The sequence below is a fragment of the Intestinibacillus massiliensis genome (genome assembly GCF_900155735.1).
Lineage (GTDB): Bacteria > Bacillota > Clostridia > Oscillospirales > Butyricicoccaceae > Intestinibacillus > Intestinibacillus massiliensis.
On record NZ_LT707050.1, the window covers coordinates 146,478 to 173,465 of the forward strand.

Annotated in this window: 26 protein-coding genes and 1 pseudogene; 5 read left to right on the forward strand and 22 right to left on the reverse strand. The window is 57.9% G+C overall.

Annotation, left to right across the window (positions count from 1 at the left end; genetic code table 11):
• Positions 1 to 11: 11 nt before the first annotated feature.
• The 9 genes and pseudogenes from CZ203_RS02945 to rplS form a co-directional block, all read right to left on the reverse strand.
• Positions 12 to 377 (reverse strand): YraN family protein, encoded by a 366-nt coding sequence (locus tag CZ203_RS02945; RefSeq protein ID WP_087064695.1) that lies wholly within the window; start codon positions 375 to 377, stop codon positions 12 to 14.
• The gene (locus CZ203_RS02950; RefSeq protein ID WP_087064696.1) at positions 374 to 994 is read right to left on the reverse strand and encodes a ribonuclease HII; all 621 of its coding nucleotides are present in this window, start codon (positions 992 to 994) and stop codon (positions 374 to 376) included. The genes CZ203_RS02945 and CZ203_RS02950 overlap by 4 nt, the downstream gene beginning before the upstream one ends.
• A pseudogene (locus CZ203_RS15065) lies at positions 991 to 1,155 on the reverse strand (ribosome biogenesis GTPase YlqF); the annotation flags it as partial. The gene CZ203_RS02950 and the pseudogene CZ203_RS15065, both read right to left, overlap by 4 nt.
• Positions 1,101 to 1,955 (reverse strand): ribosome biogenesis GTPase YlqF, encoded by an 855-nt coding sequence (ylqF, locus tag CZ203_RS02955; RefSeq protein WP_456236179.1) that lies wholly within the window; start codon positions 1,953 to 1,955, stop codon positions 1,101 to 1,103. The pseudogene CZ203_RS15065 and the gene ylqF, both read right to left, overlap by 55 nt.
• Before the next feature lie 23 nt (positions 1,956 to 1,978).
• Entirely contained in the window at positions 1,979 to 2,554 is a 576-nt protein-coding gene (lepB, locus tag CZ203_RS02960; RefSeq protein ID WP_087064698.1) for a signal peptidase I, read from the reverse strand.
• A gap of 42 nt (positions 2,555 to 2,596) precedes the next feature.
• A complete protein-coding gene (gene lepB, locus CZ203_RS02965) occupies positions 2,597 to 3,190 on the reverse strand; it encodes a signal peptidase I (RefSeq protein ID WP_235847448.1) in 594 nt (197 codons plus the stop codon).
• 150 nt (positions 3,191 to 3,340) lie between these two features.
• Positions 3,341 to 4,042 carry a TraX family protein gene (locus CZ203_RS02970; protein ID WP_087064700.1) on the reverse strand — a complete coding sequence of 234 codons (702 nt, stop codon included), beginning with the start codon at positions 4,040 to 4,042 and terminating at the stop codon, positions 3,341 to 3,343.
• A complete protein-coding gene (locus tag CZ203_RS02975) occupies positions 4,043 to 5,260 on the reverse strand; it encodes an MFS transporter (RefSeq protein WP_087064701.1) in 1,218 nt (405 codons plus the stop codon). It abuts the gene before it with no gap.
• A gap of 90 nt (positions 5,261 to 5,350) precedes the next feature.
• On the reverse strand, positions 5,351 to 5,692 hold the full coding sequence (rplS, locus tag CZ203_RS02980; RefSeq protein ID WP_087064702.1) for a 50S ribosomal protein L19: 342 nt from the start codon (positions 5,690 to 5,692) through the stop codon (positions 5,351 to 5,353).
• A gap of 223 nt (positions 5,693 to 5,915) precedes the next feature.
• Between rplS and CZ203_RS02985 the strand changes: the two genes are divergently transcribed.
• The 3 genes from CZ203_RS02985 (at position 5,916) to CZ203_RS02995 (ending at position 8,581) form a co-directional block, all read left to right on the forward strand.
• Positions 5,916 to 7,226, forward strand: a complete 1,311-nt coding sequence (locus CZ203_RS02985) for an alpha-amylase family glycosyl hydrolase (protein WP_087064703.1) — start codon at positions 5,916 to 5,918, stop codon at positions 7,224 to 7,226.
• Positions 7,227 to 7,292: 66 nt separating this feature from the next.
• Complete coding sequence (locus CZ203_RS02990) at positions 7,293 to 7,913, forward strand: manganese efflux pump (RefSeq protein ID WP_087064704.1); 621 nt, start codon at positions 7,293 to 7,295, stop codon at positions 7,911 to 7,913.
• Between the two features lie 71 nt (positions 7,914 to 7,984).
• Complete coding sequence (locus CZ203_RS02995; RefSeq protein WP_087064705.1) at positions 7,985 to 8,581, forward strand: GDSL-type esterase/lipase family protein; 597 nt, start codon at positions 7,985 to 7,987, stop codon at positions 8,579 to 8,581.
• A 617-nt stretch (positions 8,582 to 9,198) separates the two neighbouring features.
• On the opposite strand, the gene CZ203_RS03000 is transcribed toward CZ203_RS02995, so the two are convergent.
• The 5 genes from CZ203_RS03000 to CZ203_RS03020 all read right to left on the reverse strand — a co-directional run bounded on the left by CZ203_RS03000 (position 9,199) and on the right by CZ203_RS03020 (position 14,176).
• Positions 9,199 to 9,621, reverse strand: coding sequence for a DUF2000 domain-containing protein (locus tag CZ203_RS03000; RefSeq protein WP_087064706.1), 423 nt, complete (start codon positions 9,619 to 9,621; stop codon positions 9,199 to 9,201).
• 7 nt (positions 9,622 to 9,628) lie between these two features.
• Positions 9,629 to 10,516, reverse strand: a complete 888-nt coding sequence (locus CZ203_RS03005) for a DMT family transporter (protein WP_087064707.1) — start codon at positions 10,514 to 10,516, stop codon at positions 9,629 to 9,631.
• A complete protein-coding gene (locus CZ203_RS03010) occupies positions 10,509 to 11,375 on the reverse strand; it encodes a helix-turn-helix domain-containing protein (RefSeq protein ID WP_087064708.1) in 867 nt (288 codons plus the stop codon). Before CZ203_RS03010 ends, CZ203_RS03005 begins: the two co-directional genes overlap by 8 nt.
• Before the next feature lie 195 nt (positions 11,376 to 11,570).
• Positions 11,571 to 13,403 (reverse strand): hydroxylamine reductase, encoded by a 1,833-nt coding sequence (gene hcp / locus CZ203_RS03015; RefSeq protein ID WP_087064709.1) that lies wholly within the window; start codon positions 13,401 to 13,403, stop codon positions 11,571 to 11,573.
• 98 nt (positions 13,404 to 13,501) lie between these two features.
• Positions 13,502 to 14,176 (reverse strand): Crp/Fnr family transcriptional regulator, encoded by a 675-nt coding sequence (locus CZ203_RS03020; protein ID WP_087064710.1) that lies wholly within the window; start codon positions 14,174 to 14,176, stop codon positions 13,502 to 13,504.
• Between the two features lie 453 nt (positions 14,177 to 14,629).
• On the opposite strand from CZ203_RS03020, the gene CZ203_RS03025 reads away from it, so the two are divergent.
• Positions 14,630 to 15,835, forward strand: coding sequence for an FprA family A-type flavoprotein (locus CZ203_RS03025; RefSeq protein WP_087064711.1), 1,206 nt, complete (start codon positions 14,630 to 14,632; stop codon positions 15,833 to 15,835).
• 143 nt (positions 15,836 to 15,978) lie between these two features.
• Here the strand turns inward: CZ203_RS03025 and CZ203_RS03030 are convergent, their stop codons facing one another.
• The 8 genes from CZ203_RS03030 to CZ203_RS03065 form a co-directional block, all read right to left on the reverse strand.
• Positions 15,979 to 16,752, reverse strand: coding sequence for a DUF169 domain-containing protein (locus CZ203_RS03030; RefSeq protein WP_087064712.1), 774 nt, complete (start codon positions 16,750 to 16,752; stop codon positions 15,979 to 15,981).
• Between the two features lie 136 nt (positions 16,753 to 16,888).
• Positions 16,889 to 17,866: a substrate-binding domain-containing protein gene (locus tag CZ203_RS03035; RefSeq protein ID WP_159456333.1), complete on the reverse strand. Its 978-nt coding sequence runs from the start codon at positions 17,864 to 17,866 to the stop codon at positions 16,889 to 16,891.
• A gap of 234 nt (positions 17,867 to 18,100) precedes the next feature.
• On the reverse strand, positions 18,101 to 19,063 hold the full coding sequence (locus CZ203_RS03040) for an ABC transporter permease (RefSeq protein WP_087064714.1): 963 nt from the start codon (positions 19,061 to 19,063) through the stop codon (positions 18,101 to 18,103).
• A 1-nt stretch (position 19,064) separates the two neighbouring features.
• Entirely contained in the window at positions 19,065 to 20,555 is a 1,491-nt protein-coding gene (locus tag CZ203_RS03045; RefSeq protein WP_328588142.1) for a sugar ABC transporter ATP-binding protein, read from the reverse strand.
• 73 nt (positions 20,556 to 20,628) lie between these two features.
• Positions 20,629 to 21,642 (reverse strand): inositol 2-dehydrogenase, encoded by a 1,014-nt coding sequence (iolG, locus tag CZ203_RS03050; protein ID WP_087064716.1) that lies wholly within the window; start codon positions 21,640 to 21,642, stop codon positions 20,629 to 20,631.
• A gap of 197 nt (positions 21,643 to 21,839) precedes the next feature.
• Positions 21,840 to 22,877, reverse strand: coding sequence for a LacI family DNA-binding transcriptional regulator (locus tag CZ203_RS03055; protein ID WP_159456334.1), 1,038 nt, complete (start codon positions 22,875 to 22,877; stop codon positions 21,840 to 21,842).
• A gap of 305 nt (positions 22,878 to 23,182) precedes the next feature.
• Complete coding sequence (locus CZ203_RS03060; RefSeq protein ID WP_087064718.1) at positions 23,183 to 24,109, reverse strand: sugar phosphate isomerase/epimerase family protein; 927 nt, start codon at positions 24,107 to 24,109, stop codon at positions 23,183 to 23,185.
• Positions 24,110 to 24,127: 18 nt separating this feature from the next.
• Positions 24,128 to 25,264: a Gfo/Idh/MocA family protein gene (locus CZ203_RS03065; protein ID WP_087064719.1), complete on the reverse strand. Its 1,137-nt coding sequence runs from the start codon at positions 25,262 to 25,264 to the stop codon at positions 24,128 to 24,130.
• A 991-nt stretch (positions 25,265 to 26,255) separates the two neighbouring features.
• Between CZ203_RS03065 and CZ203_RS03070 the strand changes: the two genes are divergently transcribed.
• Positions 26,256 to 26,988, forward strand: a 733-nt coding sequence (locus tag CZ203_RS03070; RefSeq protein WP_159456335.1) for a sugar ABC transporter substrate-binding protein, incomplete at its 3' end; no start/stop codon positions are given.

Genomic DNA, 26,988 nt, shown 5'->3' on the forward strand with positions numbered 1-26,988 from the left:
AGGTCGCCCCCTCATGCTTCAAACGCATTTTCCCAATAGCGGATTTCCGACGGCTCGGCAGCCCCTGCCGGCCAGTAGACCTCCGCGACGTCAAACCGGGGCTGGAGCGCGCACGGGTGCGCCGCCAGATACTGCGTTGCCGCAAGCAGCAGCCTGCGCTGCTTCTGCGGCGTAACAAACTCCCGCGCCTCGGCAAAGCGGCTGTCCGCGCGGGTCTTGACCTCAACAAAGGCCAGGACGCCGTCCCGCTGCGCGACCAGGTCGATCTCCCCCTCGCGCACACGGAAATTGCGCGCCAGCACGGTATAGCCCCGCCGCCCGAGGTAAGCCGCGGCGGCTTCCTCGCCGCGCTGCCCGGTCTCCCCGCGCGCCCTCAAGGGGTTTCCCCGCGGGACGCAAAGTATTTTTTCAAAAAGCTCATGCGGTGGATCGGGCTTGGGCCGTAGGCGTCCAGCGCGGCATAATGCGCCTTTGTGCCGTAGGCCTTGTGTTTTTCAAAGCCGTACTGCGGGTATTGTGCCGCCATTTCGCACATGAAGCGGTCCCTCGTCACCTTGGCGAGCACCGACGCGGCCGCGATGGACGGCACCTTGGCGTCGCCCCCGACCACGCATGTAAACGGGATTTCCAGCCCCTTGGAGCGGTTGCCGTCCACGAGCGCAAAGTCCGCGGGCTGCGGCAGCCCAGCGACCGCGTTTTTCATGGCGAGAAAGGTCGCGTTTAAAATATTGATCTCATCAATAACCTTCTCGTCGACCGCCGCGACGCTGAATGCAACGGCCTTTTCACAGATCACGTCGTACAGCGCTTCGCGCTTTTTTTCCGTCAGCTTCTTGCTGTCGTCAAGCCCGTCGATCTCTACATGATATGGCAGGATGACCGCCGCTGCCACAACCGGCCCGGCCAGCGGCCCGCGCCCGGCTTCGTCGATCCCGCAGACCGCGCGGAACCCCTGCGCCATGGCGCGCGCCTCGTATTCCCAGCCTGCCGTCATGCGTAATCCTCCGGGGTTTCCAGCGTAATGCGGCCAAGCACGCCGCCGCGGTACTCGTCCAGCAGCACGCGCGCCATGCGCTCGGTATCAATTTCCCCGCCCGAAATCAGGAAGCCGCGCTTTTTGCCGGCCTGCTGCAGCAGTCCATAGCCAGGGAAATCGCTTTCCGCCGCCGCTGTANCAGCAGCACGCGCGCCATGCGCTCGGTATCAATTTCCCCGCCCGAAATCAGGAAGCCGCGCTTTTTGCCGGCCTGCTGCAGCAGTCCATAGCCAGGGAAATCGCTTTCCGCCGCCGCTGTAAGGTCGACCTTATAGCGCGCCGCCAATGCCTCCGGCGCATGCTGCGACAGCAGTTCCATTAGCTTGCAGGCCAGGGTCTCGACGTCCAGGATATCGTCCTTGACCGCGCCGGTGCACGCCAGCAGGATACCGGTGCGCTCGTCGTCAAATTTCGGCCAGAGGATGCCCGGCGTGTCGAGCAGGTCGATGCCGTCGCCCACGCGGAACCACTGGCTGCCGCGCGTCACGCCCGGCTTGTCCGCCGCTTTGGCGGATTTACGCCCCAGGATACGGTTGATAAAGGTCGATTTCCCGACGTTCGGGATGCCGACCACCATGACGCGGACGGCGCGGCCGGTCTGCCCCTTCTCCACCCACTGGGCGATCTTATCGTGCAGCACCTCGCGGGCGGCCGCGGCAAAGCGCGCGGTGCCCTGCCCGGAGCGGCTGTCCGTTTCGATCACCGCCCAGCCCTTCGCGCGGAAAAACTGCATCCAGCGGCGCGTGGTTTCCGGGTCGGCCAGGTCGATGCGGTTTAAGATGACCATGCGCGGTTTGCCCGCCGCCAGCTCGTCCATATCCGGGTTGCGCGACACCATCGGGATGCGCGCGTCCACGATTTCACAGACAAGGTCGATATTTTTGATGTTCTCCTGCATCTGCCGGCGCGTCTTGGTCATATGGCCGGGGTACCATTGGATATTCACGAAATCCCTCCGATCCGGTCGAGCGGCAGGACACGCACCAGCACGTGGCCCAGGATATAGCGCTCGTCCACCATGCCGAGCGACGCGACGCGGCTGTCCGAGCTGTGGTTGCGGTTATCGCCCATAACGAATACGCAGCCCTCCGGCACGGTCTGCGGGAAAATCATGTCCCCCGAAAGCAGCGGCGCTGTGGTTTCCGGGTTGACGTAAGGCTCGTCGAGCACCTCGCCGTTCACCGAAACCTCCATGGTGGAAAAATTGATGTCGATCGTGTCGCCCGCCGTGGCGATGACGCGCTTGACGATCGGCCCGTCGATGAAACTGCTCTTGGTGAGCACGACGATATCGCCCTTTTCCGGCGTATAGAAGAGGTTGCTCATAAACACCTTGTCGCGGTCGTGCAGCGTGGGGTACATGGACGAGCCGTCCACGCCGATCAGGCGCACGACGAAGGTAAACAGCAGGATGATCACGGTCAGCGAAATGACCAGCGCTTCCCCCCACTCAAAAAACTCACTTTTATACCGTCCCGGCTTTTCTGCCGCCTGGCCGGCCTCTTGCTCCTCATACATAACGGTTTTGCCTCCTGTCTGGGCGCATACGGCCCAGGGTTATTATGAAACGGCGCCGATACTTTTAACCGGCAGCACACGCGCCAACACATGGCCGAGCACATAGCGGGTATCCACCATGCCGATGCTCACGTCGCGGCTGTCCGTGCTCTTGTTGCGGTTGTCGCCCATGACAAAAATGCAGCCCTCCGGTACGGTCTGCGGGAAGCTCATGGTAAGCTGCTCATGGGTGGGCTCGTTAATATACGGCTCGTTAAGCTTCTCGCCGTTGACAAACACTTCCCCGGCTGTGAAATCGATATCCACCGTGTCGCCCCCGGTCGCAATGACGCGCTTGACGATGGGCTGCCCGTCCTGGAAGCTTTTCTTCGCCAGCACCACGACGTCGCCCTTTTGCGGGTCGTGGTACAGCAGGTTGTTGAGCAGGATCACCTTGTCCCTGTCCTGCAGGGTGGGCACCATCGACGAGCCGTCCACGCCGATCAGGCGCACGGCAAAGGTAAACAGCAGCACGATCACGGTCAGCGAAATGACCAGCGCCTCGCCCCATTCGAAAAATTCACTTTTAAAGCGGCCTGCACGGTCACCCTGCGCGGCGGCGCCGTACGCGCCGGACGCATTCCCTTGTTCACGCAAAGCCATTTCCTCCATTTTCGATTGTCATACAGTTTTTATTATAGCTTTTGTCCCGGTTCAGCGCAACAATAAGTTTCCTATTCCCCGTATTTTTGTAGGGGCGTTCAAAAAAGCGGGCCCCCGAAGGGACCCGCATGGGTTTGTTGCAGCCTATCCCAACGCCAGGCGCACCAGCGCGATCAGCGCCAGATGGGCGGGATATACCGCGTAAAAGAAATATTTATGCACTTTGGGGCGCACCTGCGTATGGCAGAAGATTAGGGGCAAGGCCAGCAGCGCGAACGCCTGCCGGTCAAACGTCCAGCCGAGCAGGGTCACCGTCCCCCAGCCCGGCGCGGACGGCCAAAGGCAGGGCAGCCAGAAAAGCGTATACAACGCCGCGCCAAGCTTCGGCCGGTTGCGGCAGCAGTAAAAGATCAGCATCAGGATTACGCCGTTGCCGCTATAGTCAAAATTAAACCAGAAAACCGTAAACACCGCGAGCGCAAACAGCCACCATTTCTTTTCCTTGAACCCCCACAGCGCCAGCAGGCTGAGGAAGAGGGTGAAAAAGATATTAAACTGCCCGATATTTTCCCAAAAGCCATACGGATGGAAGGCAAGTACGTAAAACGGCTGCGATACCAGCGCAAAAACGCCGAGGCGCAGCAGGTACCGGCCGATATCGCGCGTATAGAGCAGCCCGACTGTCATACAATAGCAGAATATCGGGAACGCAAGCCGGCCGGCCACACGGAAAACCGCCATATCCGGGAAAAACGCGCCGCCGATATGGTCGATAACCATGGATATCACGGCGATCAGCTTGAGGAAGTTGGTGTCCAGGTTTGTCTGTAGTTTGGCTTCCTGCATTTATGCTTCCCCTTGCCCCGCGGGCGCACCGTGCATTTCCGACTCCACCCCCGCGTGGCGCTTGAGGTACCGCACACAGAAGAACATGCCGAGCGGGAACAGCACCGCAATCAGCAGGCCGAGGCGCAGCCCATTCGAGGCGCGGTCAGCCACAAAGCCGACCATCCACGGGCCGATCGAGGAGCCCGCGTCCCCCGCGCCTGAAACGAGCGCGAACATCGTCGCACCCGCAAGCGGGTAGGTCTCCGCCGCGATCGTCACACAGCCCGGCCACATGACGCTGACGCCCAGGCCGCACAGTGCGCAGGCCAGCACGCTTACGACCGGGTTGCCCGAAAGCGCCGCCGCCGCATAACAGGCGGCGCACAGCACCGAACCCGCCAGCATCGCGCGGTAGAGGTTGAACTTTGCACCGAGCTTGCCGTATATGGCGCGCCCAACGCCCATCATGCAAGCAAACATACACACGCCCGCGACGTCGCCAACCACCTTGGGCAGGCCTGCGGCGGTCTCGAGGAAGCTGGAAGCCCACTGCCCCATCGTGACCTCGATCGCACCGTTCAGCAGCATCGCGGCCATGCAGACCAGGAAAAAGCGGCGGGACAGCAGCGTTTTAAGCCGGGTGCGCCGGTGTTCCTCCACTGCCGGGGCGAGCGGCACGCGGGTAAAATTGACCGCGTTTAGGATCGGGAAAATACTCCAGACCACTGGGATGACGAACCACAGCTTCGCGCCGAGCAGGAACACCAGCAGCGTGGTGACCAGCACGACGACAATATGCCCCCAGGCATAAAAAGAATGCATAAAGCTCAGGACGCGCGCCTTTTCCTCCCCGGGGATGCCGCTGATCACCGGGTTTAAAAGCAGTTCCAGTAGGCCGCCGCCCGCGGAAAACAGCACCGTGCCGAGCAGCAGCCCGGCATACACGTGGCTGCCGAACAGGAACGGCGACGCGGCGAACATCAACAGGCCGAAGCCCGCGCACAAATGCCCTCCGACGATAAACGGGCGGATGCCCCAGCGGTCGACCGGGCGGCCGCACAGCATATCCACGGTGAACTGCGTGATGAAATTGATGAGCACCAGCCGCCCCATCTGCTCAAACGTCAGGCCGTATTGCGACATCAGCGGCACAAACAGGATCGGTGTGACATTTAAGATGACCGCTTGGACAAAATTCCCTGTATAACAGGCCAGGATTGTTCTACGGTAAGACATTCCCCTATCCCCTCTTGCTGTCAATTTGTTTGCATATACAAAAAAGGGGAACCGGATGGGTTCCCCTTTTGCGTCTGCCGAAAAAATGTTTTAGATCTTCTCTGCAACCTTGGCGGCCTTGCCGACACGGTCACGCAGATAGTACAGCTTCGCGCGGCGTACACGGCCGTTGCGGACTACCTCGAACTTGGCAATGTTCGGGGAATGTACCGGGAAGGTCTTCTCCACGCCTACGCCGTAGGAAATACGGCGGACGGTGACGCTCCGGTTGATACCGCTGTGCTTCATCGCGATGATGGTGCCTTCGAACACCTGAATTCTCTCGCGGTTGCCTTCCTTGATCTTTGCATGAACCTTAACGGTGTCGCCGATCTGCAGGTTGGGCAGGTCGGACTTGATCTGCTGCTCGGAAAGAGCCTTGACTAAATCCATGTTTTGTCTTCCTTTCATCATAGACATTCATGCCCTATCAACTGCCGATAAGCAGAGGAATGCCCGTAAACTCGCAATTTATTGTAACACAGGGATCCAGCCAATGCAAGTATTTTCTTCGTCTTTTGGCAAATTATTTGGCGTTTTCCCGTTTGCCGTTGGCAGTACGGGTAAAATAGAGTATACTACAAACGATAAGCCATTGTAAAGGAGTCAACCGACTATGTGGGCCTACCAAAGCGTTTTTTATCAAATCTATCCGCTCGGCTTCTGCGGCGCGCCGAAAACAAACGACGGCGTCACGGAACCCCGTATCAAAAAGGCGGGGGCGTGGGCGCCCCACCTGAAAAAGCTGGGGGTAAACGCCGTTTATTTCTCCCCGGTCTTCCAGTCCGACAGCCACGGCTATGACACGCGGGACTTCCGTCAGGTCGACTGCCGCCTGGGCGGCAACAAGGATTTTGCCGCCGTCTGCCGCCGTCTGCACCGCAACGGCATCCGCGTCGTGCTGGACGGCGTGTTCAACCATGTCGGCCGCGGCTTTTGGGCCTTTGAGGACGTGCGCCAGAAAAAATGGGATTCCCCGTATAAGGATTGGTTCCATATTTCCTTTGACGGCAACTCGCCCTATGACGACGGCTTCTGGTATGAGGGCTGGGAAGGGCATTACGAGCTAGTCAAGCTCAACCTGCAGAACGAGGCCGTCGTGCAGCACATTTTCGACTGCATCCGCGGCTGGGTCGAGGAATTCGAGATCGACGGGCTGCGCCTGGACGTCGCGTACCTGCTCGACCAGAATTTTATCCGCCGCCTGCGCGCCTTCTGCGACAGCCTCAAGCCGGATTTCTTCCTGGTAGGCGAGCTGATGCACGGGGACTACAACCAGTTCGTCGGGGACGGCCTGCTGGATTCCTGCACGAACTATGAATGCTACAAGGGGCTGTACTCCAGCTTCAACAGCATGAACCTGTTTGAGATCACCCATTCCCTCCTGCGGCAGTTCGGCCCGGAAAACTGGACCCTATATAAAGGTAAGCACCTGCTGTGCTTTGTGGACAATCACGACGTGTCGCGCATCGCCTCCACGCTGACCAATCCCGCGCACCTGCCGCTGATCTACGCCCTGCTGTTCGGCATGCCCGGCATCCCCTGCGTCTATTACGGCAGCGAATGGGGCGCGGAAGGACTTAAAACGCCGGGTTCCGACGATAACCTGCGGCCGGGCTTTGAAAAGCCGGAATGGAACGGCCTGTGCAAGTGGATTGCCAAGCTCGCCAAGGCGCACCGCGAAAGCGACGCGCTGATAAACGGTGACTTCAGCACGGTTGTGCTGACCAACAAACAGGTGATCTTCCAGCGCCGCACCGAAAAGGAGCGCGTGCTTGTGGCGATCAACGCGGACAGCGAACCCTATACCGCGCACTTTGACGCGCAGGCCGGCTGCGCCGTCGACCTGATCACCGGCGCGCCGCACGATTTCGGCGGCGGCAGCGAGCTTCCGCCTTATTCCGCGTTTTTCTGGAAAACCGAATAAACCTGCTGGAACCGGACGGGCGGCAGGGACATAGGCTGTGTTACCGAATGTTTACGGAGGCGCACTATGGACCTGTTGCTCGTCTTTTTTATGTCTTTTGACACGCTGACGGCGTGTATTGCGTGCGGCGCACGCCAGATCGACATCCCGTTCCGCTCCAAGGCCGTCATCGCGGCGGTTGGGACGCTGTGCCTGGCGCTTTCCTTCCTGCTGTCCGGGCTGCTGTCCGCCGTATTGCCGCCGGAACTTTTTAAAACCATCGGCTGCGCCGCGCTCGTCGTCATCGCGCTGTTCTGCCTGTTTGACGAAGCGTTCCGCCGCCTGTCAGACCGGCTTGCCGCGCGCTGCAACCCGCTGCGCTTCCATCTGCGCGACCTGTGCTTCGTCCTGGAGGTCTATGCGGAAAACACCCGCGCCGACCGCGACCGCTCGGGCATCCTATCCGTACCGGAAGCCGCGATGCTTGCCTTGCCGCTTTCGCTCGACTCCCTGCTGACCGGCCTGTCGATCGGCGCGTCGCCGGTCAAGGCGCTGCTGCTGCTCGCCTTTTCGTTCCTGTGCGGGATCGCGGCCGCAACCGCAGGACGCCTGCTCGGGCAGCGCCTGCGGCACGCCGCCGGCCAAAGCGCGTCCATGTTCAGCGGCCTTGTGCTGCTGGCCATAGCCGCCTTCAAATGGTTTGTATGACCCCCCTACATAAAGCTGGATTTTATACCGCAAATACGCTATGATGGAGAAAAAGCAAAGGCGGTAAAGGAATGTCGAAACGCATTTTCTGTTATGGCGACTCCAATACTTACGGCTTTGACCCGCGCTCGTATTTCGGTTCCCGGATGCCGGAAACCCGCCGGTGGACCGGCCTCTTACAGGCCGGAGGCGCGTGGGACATCCTGCCATTCGGCGAAAACGGCCGCGAAATCCCGCATACGGAGGCGGCCTTCCGTGAACTGGATGCGCTCCTCCGATCCTCGCCGGGACCGGACTGCTTTGCCGTGATGCTGGGGACGAACGACCTGTTCCAAATGCCACAGCCGTCCGCGCAAGCCATCGCCGCGCGGATGGAGCGCCTGCTCCACTGGGTACGCGCACATCCGGCTGCGAAGGACGCTGCCCTCCTCCTGGTCGCGCCGCCGGTGGTGGACGTCCCTACTTGCACGCAGATATGCCGGGAATCCGCCGCACTCGGTGCGGCTTACTGCGGCCTGGCCCGCCGGCTGGGCATCTATTTTGCCGACGCGGGCGCATGGGGCATCCCGACCGCCTGCGACGGCGTCCATTTTTCCGAGGAAGGGCACGCGGTTTTCGCGCGCCGCATGTCGGCGTGCCTACATGGGATTTTCACAGAGCAGCGCTAAATGGCAAAGCGCCCGCTCCCGCTTTTATACGGGGGGCGGGCGCTTGTTGTTTGAAAGGCCAAAGGTTGCCAAGCCCTTACGCAAGCTTCCGGCGCTGCGTACAATCACATCGCCCGGCATAATATCGAATGCCCGGTAAATCCGCCCCGTGCCCCGCAGAGCACGGTTTGCGCGCAGGCTTCCAACGGCATACACATCCCCTTAGCAAAAATTACGGCTCTTTTATACCCGTAAAATTGCCTTTACCCCATCTTTGCAGAGAAAGGGGTATAACAAAGATGGAAGAAAGGCGATATAAAAAATGTTACGGTATTTTGCTCAAACCCATCCGGTACGGCTGCGCCGCTCTTTTAAGGCTACCCGGCCATCCCAGAGAAAGCTTTGGGGATCCCGCCGTTTTTTCGCTGCGTCGCAACGCTAGTGCTGTCCTCGGCTGGGCTTGTAGCGGCTGTCACCGCAATTGCCGCCGCCGTGGCAGCCCCCATTGCGCTGCTTTTCGGGTTCCCCCTTTAACCACCGCTGCCAAAAGGGAAAGGGGCAGTGGCTTTCCACCGCCCCTTATTTTTGTGCCCGGCTCCATATCAGGATTCCTATTTTGCCGCGGCGCCCATATGGGGTTACCGCAAAAGCGGCAGGCTGCCCGTCAGCTTATTCACCAGCTTTTTCGCGCCGCAAATACCGATGCCGAAATAGGTATACTCGTCCTCCGCTGTGTGCGCCGCTTTTTCGATAAATTCGTCGTAGACGTTGCAGCCCTGCGCCACATCTGAAAAATCCACGACGGTCAGCCCGGAAAATTCCGGCTGGTAAAGCTGCGCGCGGATTGCCCGGAGTTTTTCCTGATCGGCTTTCAGGATCGGTACCGGGATCTGTATGATGCCCTTGTGCGTTTTGCCGCTGCGGTCGCACACGTCCGGCCCCACCGTTTCCGGAACCTGTTTGCCCAGTGTAATCCCGAGGATGCCCGCCGTATTGGCCAGGATGCCGAGCGGCAGCGCCTCATCCATCACCATGACGCATTTGTTATTTTGAAGTTCCATATACTTTTTACCCCTTTTTAATGGTTCTGTTTTCCGATAAGAACAGGCCGGCCAAAGTCAGCAGGATGCCAACCACGGCCGCGGCGCCCAGCTTTTCGTGCAGGATCACAGCCGAGGTGACCGCCGTTATGACCGGCACCATATAAATGTAAACGCTCGTACGGACGGAACCCAGGATTTTGACCGCAAAATTCCACGTGACAAAGCACAGCGCGGACGCGCCCAAGCCCAGGAACAGCAGGTTCAAAATGACGCTTGCACTGTACATCTGCGCGGGTTCCACGCGGAAACCCATGACGGCCAGCACCGGCAGCATGAAAACCAACCCGTAAAAAAAGGTGCGCCGCGTCGTCTGGATCGTGTTATACCCAAACCCGCTGATTTTCTTCGTAATGGTGAAGAATGCAGCCCAGATGACCGCCGCCATGACCGCCAGAATATCCCCCAGCGGGTTAAGCCGCAGGGCCGCTTCGCTCCCAAAGCTGATCATGCAGATGCCCGCGACGGCAACCAGCAGCCCGACAAAAAAACGTGCCGTCGGCCGCCTGTCATGCAGGAACAGGCAAGAAAAAATAGCCGTAAAAAACGGAGCGATGGAAATGATCACCCCCACGTTCGAGGCCAGCGTGTAGGTCAGCGCAATGTTTTCAAACAAATAGTACAGGGTCACGCCGCAAAGCCCCGCGGCCGCAAAATACCATTCCTGCCTGCGCTCCGCGACCCGCAGCCTGCGCGGGCACACGCACCACAGCGCAAGATACCCCACTGCGAAGCGGATAAACAGGATTTCTATCGGCGTAAATACCCGCAGCAGCACCTTGGTGGAAATAAACGTGGTTCCCCAGATCAGTATCGTGACCAGGGCGGCGATATGGCCGGAAGCGGTCTTATGCATTGCCCGGCCGCCCCTTTCCCGCCTCGCCGCAGGATGACGGCTCGGTAAATATTCTCTGATACTGTTTGGGGGTTAGCCCGATGAATTCCTTAAAGAAATTCGTAAAATGGCTCTGGTCTGCAAACCCGGCCATGCTGGCCGCATCGACCGGCGCGATCCCCTGCTCCAGGAATTTTTTTGCCTGATCCAGCCGGATCGTCTGCAGGTAGCGGTACGGCGAAACGCCCACCTGTTTTGTAAAGGCGCGCAGCAAATAGGATTTTCCGAAGTCCGTCATCGTGAGCAGGTCGTCAAGCGTGATATTTTCGGAAAAATGGGCCTCCATATAGTCACAGAGTGTCTGGATCTTTTGGTTGGGGGCGGATTGGCCGGCTTCGCCCAACGGGGCGGCATAATCCTGCAGCACCTGTTCCAGCAGGAAAAAAAGCGCTTCCTCCTTTTCCATTTTGGGCGCGCCGGAAACGATCGACCGGTACAGGCCTCCCACCGACTGCGCGATTTCGCTCTGGTACACGACATTCTGCGTAAAACGCGGCGCATACGCCTCCCCTGTGATGTCCCCGACCAGCTTTACCATCCTGTCCGGTGTGATATTGGCCGCACGGTAATCCAGCAGTTCGCCGTTAATCGGCGCGCAGTAGTGGTTATCCCGCGGGTTGAATAAGATTAAGTCCCCCGCGGACAGGTCGTACTCCTGCCCCCTGCACCAGAGATGGCGGCATCCGCCTTCCACAAAACCGATTACGTAATATTCATGGAAATGGTTTGGGAACTTCTGCACGATACCGCTCAGGTTATAAATTTCAATATCCAAATCGCGGTCATAGTACACATGCCGCTGTTCCTGTTCCTGCAACATATAATAGGCCTCCTCCCAAGCTTGTTTTATTTTAACATGGAAGCGCCCCTTTTTCTTGCATGATATGACACCCTTTTGCCGCTGCGGCTTAAAATTTTTTCCAGCATAGCCAGATTGCGCAAAAGAATGCGGCGTAACACGAAAGCGCTACGCCGCTGATCCCCCGGCCGGCAAGGCCGGAATTGGGCTTGCTTTTTATCCGTTCAGCTTATCCAGGACGCCCTCCACGTCCATGCCGTGTTTCGCGCAGGCGTCCGCCAGCGATTCCATCCGGGCAGACGGGCAGCCCAGGCAATGCATCCCGTATTCCATCAAAACCTGCGCGGCTTCCGGCTTCCCCTCAAGGATTTCGCCGACCCGCATATCCGCCGTGAGCGCAGGGGCGGCAGCTTCCCCGAAAAACAGCGCCATGTCGTCCTCCACCGTGCCAATCCCGGCGATCCCGAAGTTTTCCACCAGCACCTTGGCCACATTAGGCGACAGGAAGGCGGGCAGCGTGGGACCCAGGTGGATGTCCTTTATGCCGAGGTGCAGCAGGGCAAGCAGGACGATGACCGCTTTTTGCTCATACCAGGCGATGTTATAAATGATCGGCAGGTCGTTGATATCGTCCAGCCCAAAAGCCTCTTGCAGCTTGCATGCGATCACGGCCAACGAATAGGAATCGTTGCACTGCCCAGCGTCCAGCACACGCGGGATGCCGCTGATCTCGCCCAGGCCGAGCTTGTTGTATTTATACTTCGCACAACCGGCCGTCAGGATGACGGTATCCTTTGGCAGTGCCTTGGCAAAGTTGGTATAATACTCCCTGGACTTTGCGCGGCCGTCGCACCCCGCCATGACGACAAATTTTTTGATCGCACCGGACTTTACCGCATCCACCACCTTGTCGGCCAGCGCCAGCACCTGGTTGTGCGCAAAACCGCCGATAATCTCGCCGCGCTCCAGCTCGGCAGGCGGCGCGCAGTGCTTGGCGCGCTCAATCAGGATAGAAAAGTCCTTCTCTTCGCCGGCGCCGCCGGGGATATGCTTGCAGCCCGGATAGCCCGCCGCACCGGTGGTGTACAAGCGATCCTTATAGTTGTCCTCCGGGGGTACGATACAGTTCGTCGTCATGAGGATCGGGCCGTGAAAGCGTGCGAACTCCTCCTTTTGCTTCCACCATGCATTGCCGTAATTGCCAACGAAATGCTCATACTTTTTAAACGCCGGATAATAATGCGCGGGCAGCATCTCGCAGTGGGTATAGATGTCCACGCCCGTGCCCTCGGTCTGCTGAAGCAGCATCTCAAGATCGCGCAGGTCGTGGCCGGAAATCAGGATGCCCGGACGCGTCCCCACGCCGATATTGACCTTTGTAACTTCCGGGTTGCCATAGGCGGAGGTGTTGGCCTTGTCCAGCAGCGCCATCCCGCGCACGCCGTACTTGCCGGTCTCCAGCGTCAGCGCGACCAGGTCGTCTGCCGTCAGGGAATCGTCAAGCGTCGCAGCGAGCGCCCGCTGTAAAAACGCGTCCACTTCCGCGTCCTCCTGCAGCAGGGCGCCCGCGTGCCTGCTGTACGCCGAAAGCCCCTTGAGGCCGTAAGTGATCAACGCGCGCAGGCTGCGGATGTCCTCGTCCTTGGTCGCAAGCACGCCAACCCGCGCCGCCTTGCCCGCAAACGCCGCGCGGCCATGCGCGTCCCAGCGGGCGGCTTCCGGCAGGCTTCCCGCATGGGATACCTGTCCCAACAGCGCGCGCTTTTGCGCCAGGGTATCAAGAATACGGCCTATCGCCGCATCCTCGTCAAAGTTGGCATTGGTGATCGTGAGAAACAGGTTGAACGTAATCAGGCGGTTGACCTCCGACGGGACCGTTTTCCCTTCCGCCCGCAGTTGGGTTGTGACGGCGGACAGCCCCTTGGTCACATAGACCAGGAGATCCTGCATCGCCGCAACCTCCGGCTTCTTGCCGCAAACGCCCATTTGCGTGCAGCCGGTGCAGCCCGCGGTTTCCTGACACTGATCACAAAACATTTTATTTTCCATATATAACTTCCTTCCTAGCCGTCTTGGTTCCCTTTACTGGCTCTATCCTAACAGCGCGGGCAAAAAAAGTCCGTAACATATGTTACGGACTTAAAAAATTAGAACATTTGCTGCAGCGCCCCAAGGTCTGCGATGAAAACGCCCTGCCTGCCTACCCGTACCAGCCCGTCGTCCTGCATTTTCATCAGTTCACGCGACAGGGATGGGCGCGCAACGTTCAGGTAATCCGCGAGCGCTTCGCGCCCCATGGAAAGCGTCCCCCGGCCATCCGCCCCGCAATGGCACAGCAGCATCTTCGCAATTTTCTGGCGCAGGGTCGCGCAGGAAAGGATTTGCAGCTTCTGATTGAGGTAATATGCCTTTTGCGCGAAAATAGACAGCATATTCGCCACCAGCTTTGCGTGGTATTCGCAAGCGTTCCCACAGGTGCGGTAAAAATACTGCTCGGGGATTTGCAGCACGGCGGAAGGCGCCAATGCCTGCGCATAGTGCTCGTACGCCTTGTGGTTTAAAAACGCGAAAACCTCCCCAAACAACTCCCCCGGCTGGTCGAAGGTAGCTACTATGCTGCGCCTGCCGTCGTTGGAATCGTTGCACACCGCCACAGCGCCTGCGACAAGCACGGAAACGCTTTCCGGCATATCGCCCTGGCAAAAAACCAGCGCATCCTTCTCATAGCGGGTTACCTGTGCCTTGCTGCATGCCAGGCATCCCCTTATGTCGTCCTCCGCCATGCCACGGAACAACGGACTGCCTTTTAAAACCTCAACCATGCCTGCACCTCCGATCCTCTGCATGCTTATCATACCCGTCCCTATCATACCCTATTTGCCGCCGGATGGGAACTGCGCGATAGGATTTCGTCCGTGCATAGGCAAAGGCTCCCCCTCCCGGATATCCTGGTTGCATATACCGGCTGCCAGCTCGCTGCGCGTCTCTAATTTAGCATCCCTGCCGCAAGCTTCTGGTAACAATTGTTACAGGAAGCCGCCCTGTTTTGCAGCCGATCGGCAACATCTCCTAAATTACACCAAAATCATGCTTTTTAATACGGCGGGCTGCCGGAATCCCTTGACTTCATCCGCGGCTTGATTTAGTATGTAGTTAGAAAAAAGCTGTCTTACGGGAAGTTGTGGCCTGCCCTGCCGGCAACCCCGCTTCCTCCGTAAGAACCATGGTTGCCATACAATTACTGTAACATCCGCATAGTGAAAGTGAGGAAAAGCATGTACTGCACCCGTAATTTATCGGATTCTGTTTATTGGGTCGGCGGCTGCGACCGCCGCCTGTCCTTATTTGAAAACCTTTTCCCGATCCCGCGCGGGATCACCTATAACTCTTATCTCATCCTGGACGAAAAGACGGCGCTGATCGACACGGTGGACGCCTCTGTCTCCCGCCAGTTCCTCGAAAACATCCTGCATACGCTGGATGGGCGTGCACTCGATTACCTGGTGGTCAACCATATGGAGCCTGACCATTGCGCCAATCTCGAGGAACTGATGCTGCGGTTCCCCAGCCTCAAGCTGGTGGGCAACGCCAAAACCTTTGGGCTGATGCAGCAGTTCTATGACTTTGACCTTTCGGAGCGCATGGTGACTGTGAAGGAAGGCGATACCCTCTCGCTCGGCAGCCATACCCTGCGCTTCTATTTCGCCCCTATGGTGCATTGGCCGGAGGTCATGATGACCTATGAGGAGACTGAAAAGCTGCTTTTCTCGGCGGACGCTTTCGGCAGCTTCGGCGCCGTCAACGGCAACCTGTTTAACGACGAGGTGCGTTTTGAGCAGGAATGGCTGGACGACGCCCGCCGGTATTACGGCAACATCGTAGGCAAATACGGCGCGCAGGTGCAAGCGGCGCTCAAGAAGCTCCCCGGGCAGGAAATCCGGATGATCTGCCCGCTGCACGGGCTGGTATGGCGCAGCAACCTGGATTGCCTGCTGCAAAAATACGACCTGTGGAGCCGGTACGAGCCGGAAGAGCAGACCGTCGCGCTGCTGTACGGCTCGATGTACGGCGATACGGAAAATGCGGTCAATATCCTGGCGTGCGGCCTGGCGGATGCAGGCGTCAAGCACATCGCCGTCCATGACATTTCCAGCACCCATGTTTCCGCGCTGGTCTCCGAAGTCTTCCGGTGCAGCCACCTGGTGCTCGCCGCGCCGACCTACAACGGCGGCATCTATCCGGCGATGCTCAATTTCCTCCACGACATGAAGGCGCTGAACCTGCAAAACCGGACGGTCGCCCTGCTGGAAAACGGCTCCTGGGCGCCGACCGCTGCAAAGCAGACGCGTGCGCTGCTGGACGAGCTGAAAAATATCCAGGTACTGGAGCCGGTCGTCACCGTCAAATCCGCCCTCAAGGGGGACACGCTTTCCCAGCTTTCCCAGCTCAAGGACAGCATTTTGGCTTCCCTTGCCGGCTAAACCATTCCGAACCATCCTAAACAGCCCGTGTACTTGATGTACACGGGCTGTTTTCCGTATGCGGATGCTTTATAAAAAACGGGCTTTTGCCGCACATCCCGGCAAAAGCCCGTTTCTAATATTAGTTGTTGTGCTTATCAGGCTTAAAACCCTTCAAACGCCGGGTTCGGGGTACGCGAAATATCGCCGAAGGAGCCGTAGCCCGGCATCGGGTAGGCGAGGAATTCGCGCCCGTTGCGGATATTCTCCATACCTTCCAGCGACCTCATGACGTCTTCCATCGGCAGGGTCAGGATCATTTCATCATGCGGCAGGCCGCCGAAGACGCGCTCGCCGTTGCTGCCGATCGCAAGGCCGGGTTCCCCGGTCGTCACGGTATGCATCCAGGAATCGCTGCATGTGGATTCGCCGAGGAAGGTGAAGGTGCGCTTTTTATATTCCACATTGACCGACGCCGTCAGGATCCAAAAGGCCTGTTCCGGGTTGACGTACATCAGGCAGCAGTCCGGGTCTTCAATGATCCCGGATTCGAGCGGCGCGACGGCAAAGCCCTCATGCCGCGTCTCCCCCCAATCGGTCATCGCCTTATGGTGCGCCTGCGCGGAGCCCAGGTTCTGGCTCCAGCGGTCGAGGTAAGGCTCGGCGGAGTACCATTTTTCATCGCGCGCGGCAAAACCGTTGGCCGCACGGCAATAATTCGTGTTGAAATTCTCGCTCGTGATTGCGACCGCGGAGCCAAGCGCCACCGCCTGCCCTACCGCGAGGCATGGCGTGCACAAATTTTCCGGGTGCGCAAGCCCCGGCACCGCCAGCATGTCTTCCTTCTTTTTGTAATATTTGAGGACGATCGGCAGCGTGCGCAGACGGTAATGCTTCATCAGGCGGTCGTGGATGTCCTTCCAGTTATACTTGCCCATATGTAATTGCCTCCATTTTTAAAGTTCCTGGTATCCGCCGGAGAAACTGGCAGCCTCCCCGGCGGATACCGGTAAGAGAAGAAGGATGTGAGGGGCTCCGAAGGGGTTCCGGTTGCGGAACCGGCACCCGTACGACTTATGCGAGATAGTCGGCGGCATTATCGGCGGTGATCGCCTCAAAGGGGATCATGACCGATTTGTCATAGGTTTCGCCGCCAATCAGGCCGAGGGCGACCTCTACGGCCTTGCTGCCCTGGCCTTCGGCATTCTGGAAAACCGTCATATCATAGGTGCCGTCAATGATCGCCTGTACCGCGTCCTGGTCGCCGTCCACGCCGCAAATCAGGATATCATCCTTTTTCCCGGCGGACATGACGGCCTGCATCGCGCCAAGCCCCATCGCGTCGTTCTGCGCGATGATGATCGTGATGTCGGGGTAGGTCTGCATCCAGTCTTCCGCAATGCGCATGCCTTCGTCGATCTGCGCTTTGCCGTCGTCTTCCGCCACGACGACCGCGTCCGGGCATACGTCCAGCAGGGATTGTTTCAGCCCCTGCGTGCGGCCAATTTCCGCTGAGCAGCCCATCGGCACATGCAGCAAGCCGATTTTGCACTTGCCACCGGTCTTTTCCTTGACCCAGTCGCCCTGGATCGTGCCCGCGTCCACATCGTCCGAACCGACGTACACGTCGTATGCGTTTTCATCGTCCACGAGCATATTGACGCAGACGAGCGGGATGCCCGTGTCCTTAACGGCCTGTGCGCCCGGCAGTACGCCCGCCGAATCGACCGCGCACAGGATGATTGCGTCGTACCCGCTCGCGATCGCGCTTTCGATCTGGTCGAGCTGGGTGCTGACGTCGTTATCCGCGTTGAAGGTATCGGCCTTTACGCCAATGTCCTTGGCCTTTGCCTCAATGGCGTCGCGCAGGGACGCCTGAAAAGTGTTATTTGCCTGTGCGAGGAAGCAGATGCGTGTATTGCCGGACGAAGCGCTGCCGCCATCCCCCTGCGCAGCATCGCCGCCCGCGTCAGTACCGCCGCCGGAACAGGCGCATAGCAGGAAGCTGGCGCAGCACAGCATGGCGACGAGCGATAATAGCTTCTTTTTCATGGTTATTCCCTCCATATGCCATAATGTTTGATGGCAGCGCCGCGCGCCAAACCGCGCCGCAAGCTGCCGTTTTCCTTTTTTCCAAGACAGCCACCGGTTGTGCCAGTCTTGCCGCATCGCAGGGGTGGGCAATGTGCTATACCGGGCATAATCAATGCCGATTTTGCGAATGCAGAACGGGAGCGATCCCCTTACGCGGCACGGGACGTCCGCCACGCCAATCTGCAATGGCCGCTATTTTTTATTGGCGCGGGTATCGAGCAGCACCGCAACAAAGATAATGGCCCCCTTGATGACCATCTGCGGGTAAGTCGTTACGCCAAGCAGGTTCATACCGTTGCTGATGAGCCCGAGGATAAGCGCGCCCAAGACCGTACCGCTGATCCGGCTGACGCCGCCGCTAAGCGAGCAGCCGCCGATGACCGCGGCCGCAATCGCGTCCATCTCAAACCCTTCGCCGGCGGCCGGCATGGCCGAACCGACGCGGAAGGTCAGTACGATACCCGCGACGCCTGCAAGCAGGCCACACAAGGTATGGGAAAGCACGCGCGTTTTGAAGACATTAATGCCGGAAAGCGCCGCGGCCTCTTCGTTGCCGCCGATAAAGTACACATACCGGCCGAATTTGGTCTGCCGCATGAGCACCGCTACCAGCACGGCGACCGCCGCCATGATATACACCGGCACCGGGACGCCGAGGAAGTATCCCTGTCCGATAAACAGATAGCTTTTGGGGAAGCCTGTGACCGGGAAGCCCTCGCAGAACATATAGCTCAGGCCGCGCGCCGCCTGCATCATCGCCAGGGTGACGATAAAGGACGGGATTTTAAACGCCGCGATCGCAAGGCCGTTCACACAGCCGAACGCCGCGCCGACAAGCACGCCAATCAGCAGCGCCGCTATGCCCGGCACACCCGCCTTGGCGCTCAGCGCCACGACTACGCCTGCCACGCCGACGACCGAACCCACTGAAAGGTCGAAACTGCCGGTGGTCATGACGACCGTCATGCCGACCGCGAGGATGGCGTTAACCGCGATCTGCTTCAGTAAGTTCGTCAAATTTGTATACGTAAAGAATGCGTCCGGCCGCACGGCCGACATGACGATGAACAGGGCGATAAAAATAAACAGGATCTTATTGTCCCCTACAAACCGTTTCAAACGGCTGTTGCCCTTGGGTTTCGCCGCAGCTTCCAAATTATGCTCCCTCCTTCACGGTGTTGGTGGCCAGTGCCATAACGTTTTCCTGGGTTGCCTCCGCGCGTGACAGCACGCCGCGGACGCGCCCCCCATGTACAACCATGATGCGGTCCGACATCCCGAGCACCTCCGGCAGTTCGGAGGAAATCATGATAACCGCCATGCCTTTGCAGGCCAGCTCCGAAATGAGGCGGTGGATTTCGGACTTTGCGCCCACGTCGATGCCGCGGGTCGGCTCGTCCAGGATCAGTACCTTCGGCGCCGTCAGCAGCCAGCGTGCAAGCACGATCTTTTGCTGGTTGCCGCCGCTCAGCGACCGGACGGCCTGCTCCGGGTCGGCCAGGCGGATGGACAGCGCATGGATCATCTCCCGCACCTCCTCCATCTCCTTTTTCTTATTCAGGAAAGCGGATGGGGAGGTGCGTTTCAGATTCGTCACCGAAATATTTTCCTTGCAGGAGCGGCACAGGGACAAGCCGGTCAGCTTGCGGTCCTCTGTGACCATGGCCAACCCGTGCCTGATCGCGTCCCGCGGGTTGCGGATCGCCACCCGCTCGCCGTCAATATAGATTTCCCCGCCGTCAACCGGCATGCCGCCGAAAAGCGCCGTCATGATTTCCGAGCGCCCCGCGCCCATCAGCCCGGCCACCCCGAGGATTTCGCCGCGATGTACCGCAAACGACACATCCTCAAAAAGCCCCTTGCGGGTCAGCCCCTGTACGCGCAGCACGGTTTCGCCGATTTGCGCCTCCTGTTTGGGGAACAGCTCGCTCAGCTCGCGCCCGACCATGAGGGAAATGAGCTTCTTTTCGTCAATCTCGGAGATCGGGTGGGCGCTGACGTAGCTGCCGTCGCGCAGTACGGTGACTGCATCGGAGATTTCAAACAGTTCATCCAGCTTATGCGTGATCATGATGACCGAAACGCCCTTGTCCCGCAGCGTCCGGATGATGGAAAACAGCATGCCGACTTCCTCCTCCGTCAGCGCCGAGGTCGGCTCGTCCATAATGATCAAGTCCGCGTTATACGAAATCGCGCGGGCAATTTCGACCATCTGCATCTGCGCCACGCTCAAATGGCCTACTTTTTCGGAGGGGTCGATGATGATGCGCAGTTCCGCAAGGAGTTTTGCGGCGTCCTCGCGCAGCGCCTTATAATTTACAAAACCGTGCGACGCGGGTTCGCGCCCGATCCAGATATTTTCGGCAACCGTCATGTTGTCCGCGAGGCTGATCTCCTGATGGATCATGGAGATGCCGGCCTGCAGCGCGTCCATCGGCTTTTGCGGGCGGAAAGCCTTGCCCTTAAACGTCATTTCACCGGCGTCCGGTGCGTGCACGCCCAGGATGATTTTCATGAGCGTGGACTTGCCCGCGCCGTTTTCACCGATCAGCGCGTGCACTTCCCCGCGCCGGATGGTAAGCTGCGCATCCCGCAGCGCGTAAACGCCGCTAAATGTTTTGGAGATGCCGCGCATCTCCAGGATCACGTCGTCCAATGCAGTACCCCCTTCCTCCGTCCCCCGGCGTTTGCCAAGGGACGCGTCTGTTATTCCGGATGTTTTAAATCCTGTCCAGCCGGCGCACGGCGACCGGTTTGCCTTCCTTGAGCGACTGTGTCGCGGCCAGGCCGATCAGGATCGGCTGCAGGCCGTCCCAGCCGCCCACAGCCGTCGGCTTGCCCCCGTTCACCGCGTCGACGAACGCCTGCACCTCAGTTGCGTAAGCCAGTTCATAGCGGACGCGGAACGGGCGGATCGGGTTGCCGCTCACCATGCAGTCCGGCGTGTAATAGTCGACCGAGGTGTCGGTATCGTTGCGGGCGGCCAGGCAGCCCTTGGATCCAAAGACCTCGACGCGCTGGTCGTGCCCGTAGACCGCCTGTCGGCTGTTGTCAATCACGCCGAGCGCGCCGTTTGCAAACTTGAGGGAAACGATGGCCGTATCCACGTCGCCCGCCTCGCCGATCGCCGGGTCGACGAGCACCGCGCCCTGCGCGTAAACCTCGGCGACCTCGCTACCGGACAGGAAGCGCGCCATGTCAAAGTCGTGGATCATCATATCCAGGAAAATACCGCCGGAAACCTTGATGTAGGGGATCGGAGGGGGCGCGGGGTCGCGGGACGTGATTTTAACGACCTGCACATCCCCGACCTTGCCGTCTTGCACCATTGCACGGATTTTGCCGAAGTTATGGTCAAAGCGGCGGTTAAAACCGATTTGCAGCTTGACACCGCATTCTTTGACGACGCGCAGCGCCTCGACGATTTTATCGATATCATAGCTGATCGGCTTTTCACAGAAGATCTGCTTGCCGGCGCGCGCAGCTTCCATGATAATCTGCGTGTGCGTATCGGTCGAGGAGCAGATAAAGACTGCGTCAACCGCCGGATCCGCGAGCACCTCGTGATAGTCCTTGACGACCTTGCCGATCCCCAGGCCGTTTGCCCAGGCGATGGTCTCGCCGTTCGCATAAACCTCAGCGACCACGGTGATCTTGGCGCCAGTGACATGCTTTGTCAGGATTTCCCCATGGATGCGGCCGATCCTGCCTGCACCAATAAGCCCTATGTTCATGAAAACACCTCCATAAAAATTTTGTTTCCTGTTGTTTTATATAAATTGTGTGCGAACACAATTTATTGCAAGAGAATTGTTCTATCCCTGCCAATTCATCATCAATTCGCATAAAATTATCTTTATATCTTCATTCATCTTATATAAGTACATAATTACTTTATTGTGTGCGCACACATAAATTAACAAAAAAACTCTTACTTTAAATATTCAACATTTTCCGCGTTGATGATGTTGAGCGCAGTGTATTGATACCGGCGCTCCGGGATTCGCCGGGACATCAGCATGTCCCCTAAAATCATCAGCGGGCGGTATCCTTGCGCGTACAAATCCTGCTCGATCGTAAAATCCACGACGCCTTCCCGCAGGAGCTGGCAAATAGTATCGGTCACATCGTGGCAAACGACGCGGATCTTACCGGCCAGCCCCATCCGCCGGAGCACTTCCGCACACGCGGTAACACTGCGGTTGGCCATATAAATAAAGCGGATATTGGGGTTTGCAGCAAGCGCATCGTAGACTTTATCAAATGTGATTGTGTACTCATTGTAGCATTCTATAATGTGGAAACGCTCCCTTGGAACGCCGATCTCATCGAAGCGCTGCAAAAAACCATCCACACGCGCCTTATGTCCACTATATTCGTAGTTCCCGAGCACAACAAGGGTCTCTTCCCCATCGCGCAGGTACTTCGACAGGATCTCCGCCGCGACGCGGCCGCTCCGCAGCGTTTCCTGTCCAACAAAGCAAATTCGTTTGGAATCGGCAATATCGGAATTGAAGGTCACGACCGGGATGTGCTGCTCATGCAGATCGTTGATCTTCTCCCGGATCAGCACGCTGTTCTCCGCGCAGAGCGCGATGCCGTTTACATGGGACCTTTGCAGGGCGTCCAAAATATCCAGGCATTGTTTATGGTTGCGCTGGTCGTATATATACGGTTGGACAGAGACGCCGAAATCAGAAAGGTTTTCCTCCGCATCCGCGATACCGTGTTCGATATCACGGCGGAAATACCCGCTCCATGACGGGAATACAATCGCAAGCTGCTTATAATTATCGCGGTAAGCCAGCGCACGGGCGGCCTTGTTCGGCTGATAATCCAACTCCTGGATCACTTTTTCCACCCGTTCGCGTACCTCGGGTTTGACGTTCGGCCGGTTATGCAGCACCCGGTCTACCGTGCCTGCGGACACGCCCGCCTTTTCCGCGATCATTTTAATCGTGATTTTCATAACGTCCCCTAAAAACAAACTATTTTTGGTGCTGTGTCTGAACACAGTTTCTTTATAACAAATAATTTGCAACATGTCAATCATGTAAAAAACGGACAGGGCGCGTTGCCCTGCCCGTCCCAAGCGATTTATCGGCTTTTTGTGAAAAAACGCCTTGCGTTTTTGTGGATTACAATCAAGCAGTTTATCGATTTTCGCCGATAAACCCGAAATTGTGTTTAGCAGGTTTCACAATTTTCTGCTATTTTGAATTTTTCTGTGTGATTTCTGTGCCTTTTGTATTTTTACACAGTATGCAGCCAAAATCAGATATCATACCCAACGCCCTTCAGGTACTCAACGCTTGCGCGCACCTCGCGCAAGCTGTTGTCCGCGTCGCGCGGGTCGCGTTCCTGCTCGATCGTAATATAGCCATTATACCCAATCTCCTGCAACACGTCCGAGACCGCCTTGTAGTCGATGATGCCCTTGCCGATCGGGCACATGGAACCCTCATGGCAGCCGTCAAAGAAGCGGATATGGCGGCTCAGGACGTCCTCATAGACCTTTTCGTCGATGTCCTTAAAATGTACGTAATCCAGGCGGTCCTTGTATTTGCGCAGCCATTCGACCGGGTCAAGCCCCGCATAACGCAGATGGCCGGTATCCAGGCAGAAGCCTGCAAGCTCGTTCGGGATTTCAGCCGCCAGCCGGTCGATTTCGTCTCCAAATTCAATATAACCGCCGCAGTGCGGGTGCAGCACCGGGCGCACGCCATAGCTGTTTGCTTTTTCACACAAGCCCTTGAAGTGGGAAATGAGCTGGTGCCAGCCTTTTTCATCCAGGCGCGGCGCACGGCCGGGATGGCCTGCCGCATAGTCGCGCTCGTCGTGCCCCCAGTCCATAACGGTCATATACGGGGTCGCCCAACGCTGCCCCGGCTCGCGCGGCAACGGCGGGAGCTTGGTAATCAGGGAGCAAATATCTTCCACCTGTTTCAGCAGGTTCGGGTAGTTTTCCTCGCTCAGCACATCGTCAAAAATCGTGCCAGCAACGATAGCGATCTGGTTTCTGTTAAGTTCCTCGGTCACGCGCGGGATATCGATTGGGATATAGCCGTAAGGCCCCAGTTCGATGGCGCGGTAACCGGCCTCGTGCGCCTCCCGGAGTACGCGCTCCCAGGATGGGATATACGGGTTATTGACGTCATCCACGCCCCAGCAGCAAGGCGCACCGCAAATTTTGATTCCCATGTTTTTACCCCTTTCCGCTTATACCTCGTCTACCTTGACCCAACATCCTTCACGTGCGGACTTCTCCATCGCGGCGCACACGCGCTCGACATAGTAGCCATACGGGATATCAATATCCAGCGGCTTGCCGTCCGCGACCGCCTGCAGGACGGAATGCGCCTGGATGCCCATCACGTCCGCGTAGGAGATGCCAAGCCCGTTGAGCTGGGAAAAGTTCTTATATTCCCCATGCAGCGTATTGCCGTCCACAGTCGTAAAGCCGGCGTTTGCCGCGTCCCCGACCTTGGCGTATCGCAGCTCGTTCAGGCGCTGCACATCGTACTGGATTACGCCCTTGGTGCCCTGGATTTCATATGCCATGGCGCAGGGTTTCGCCGCACTGATACGGCTGGAGGACATTTGGCCGATGCGGCCGTTTTCATATTTTAGCAGGATGTAAATCTGATCATCGGTATCCACGTCGGCCGGCGCGCCGCCCGCCTTTTCCGGGCGCTGCTTAAAGGCCGTATCCCAAACCGCACAAACCTCGGTGATCTTGCCCATCGTGCTGCCGACCAGCATATCCGACAGGCTGACCAAGTGGCTGGTCAGGTCGCCGAGCGCGCCGGTACCCGCAAACTTTGCATATTGGCGCCAGGTCATCGGGGTGGATGGATCCGCGCAGTACGAGCAGTCAAACGCCCCGCGGAAGGTTACGATTTCACCGAGGTCGCCGCGCGCAATCATTTCCTTTGCATGCACCTGCACCGGGCAGCGGCGATAAATAAAGTCGACCAGGCTGATTACGCCTGCCTTTACCACCGCCTCGCTAATTTTCCGGCTCTCTTCCGCGCTGGTGGACAACGGCTTTTCGCAAACGATATGCTTACCTGCCTGCGCAGCCGCAATCGCCACTTCCGCATGGGTAAAGTTCGGGGTCGTGATCACCACCAGGTCGACGTCCGGGTCGTTCACCACATCGTGCCAATCGGTCACCGCCTTGCGGAAACCAAACGTATCCTGCGCCTTCTTTGCCGCGGCCTCGATCGGGTCTGCTACCGCTTCAAAAACGGGCACGACCTCCGTGCCATATGCTTTCCGTACGTTATAAAAACCGGAGGCAAAAAATGTACCCATCCAGCCCGCGCCAATCAGGCCGATTCGAATTTCCTTCATTGTCGAAAACTCCTTTTTAATAGATTTACAGCAATATGCGCTTTTCGTAAGCGCTTACGTTCCATGGCTGCATCATATCACGGTTACATATAAATGTCAACGATTTAAAGTTATAATTTTGCGTCTTGTTTTTGTATATTTTTATTTTAAAGCTGTATTTACTCAAAATTATCTTCCTGGAGCATATTTTCGCATCCTCTATTTATCTAGAAATCCGTAATCGATTACGGGCATGCCGCGCTTCCGCATTCAACGGCAACATCCCCCGTTATCATTACCTAGCTGTGTTGCGGATCAGCCGTTCCGGATAAAGCAGCACTTTCTGCGGGCTGACACTATGCCATGTCCAGGATCATTTTTGCAGCCAGCGCACCTATTTTGCCTCACAGGCCGCGCGATCGTCGTCAAATTGATCTGCGGCAGCGACGACGGCTGGTCGTTGTGAAAGCCAGTCAGGCGGAGCTGCCCGGGCACTTTGATCCCCTGCTCCGTTAGGGATAAAAATGCCATTCCCTGATACCCATTGGGGATGGTGTAATCTCCCATACCAGATATATGGCTCTGGAAAGCCCAAGCCCTGCGCTGTAACCTGTGCGATCGTGTGTGTCTGCTGCGACGCAAGGCTTTGCGCAATGGCGTTTGGGCGGTACCCGGCCTCCTCCATCATCTGTAGGATGTGCTTGCGCGTTTCCGCATGGATCCCTGGGGGGAGTGATTGCGCGGGATACCGTGCCCGAGAAGCAACCCGCGATATTGGCAATATCCCGTATTGTAATCGCTTACGAATATATTTGCAATGGATTCCCGTATTTTTCTGGTTCTTACAAAAAATTTGCCGTTATTTTGTATACAATTTTGGCGAAATCCGCTTGAAAACTGAATGATTTATTGATATCCTAAATTCACAGATAGAAAGCGCTTACGTTCCATCCCCTACCAACCTGTGGCTCTTATGCCACAACTTGAAAGAGAAGAAAAGGAGTGTATCCCCGTGAAACGATTCTTATCCGCATTGTTAGCCGCCGCAATGGCCTCCACCCTCCTGCTTTCCGGCTGCAGTTCCGCCGACGGGCAGAAGGACAGCGGCGCGGATGCCGGCAGCAGCAAGCCCGCCGCCAGCACGCAGCAGGACAGCGGGAAAACCTACAAGATCGGCATGACGTTTTCCTACCGCGCGGAGTTCTTCACCCGCATGGAAACCGCGCAGCACAAGATGGCGGATGAACTCGGCAACGTCGAGATGACCGTGTTTGACGCGAATAACGATATCCAGCAGCAGATCAGCCACGTGCAGACCTGCGCGACCGACGGCTACGACGCGATGATCGTCAACCTCGTCGACTCCAACAGCACGCAGGAAGTCATCAACGCCGCGGGCGACATGCCGATCGTGTTCGTCAACCGCCTGCCGGACGAGTCCCTGCTCGTCGACAACCGGTACGTCTACGTCGGCTCGGACGAAAACCAGGCCGGCCAGCTCCAGGCCGAGTATATCGAAAGCATCTTCCCGGACAAAAAGGAGCTCGACGTGGTCATGCTCATGGGCGTGCTCGGCATCCCGACGCAGGTGCTGCGCACGAACTCGGTCAAGGACAAGCTGACCGAGGACGGCTGGAAGCTCAACATGGTGTTCGAGGACGCATGCGACTGGGACCGCGCCAAGGCGATGGACAAGATGCAGCAGTTCCTGGGCACCGGCAAAACCTATGACGTCATCATCGCCA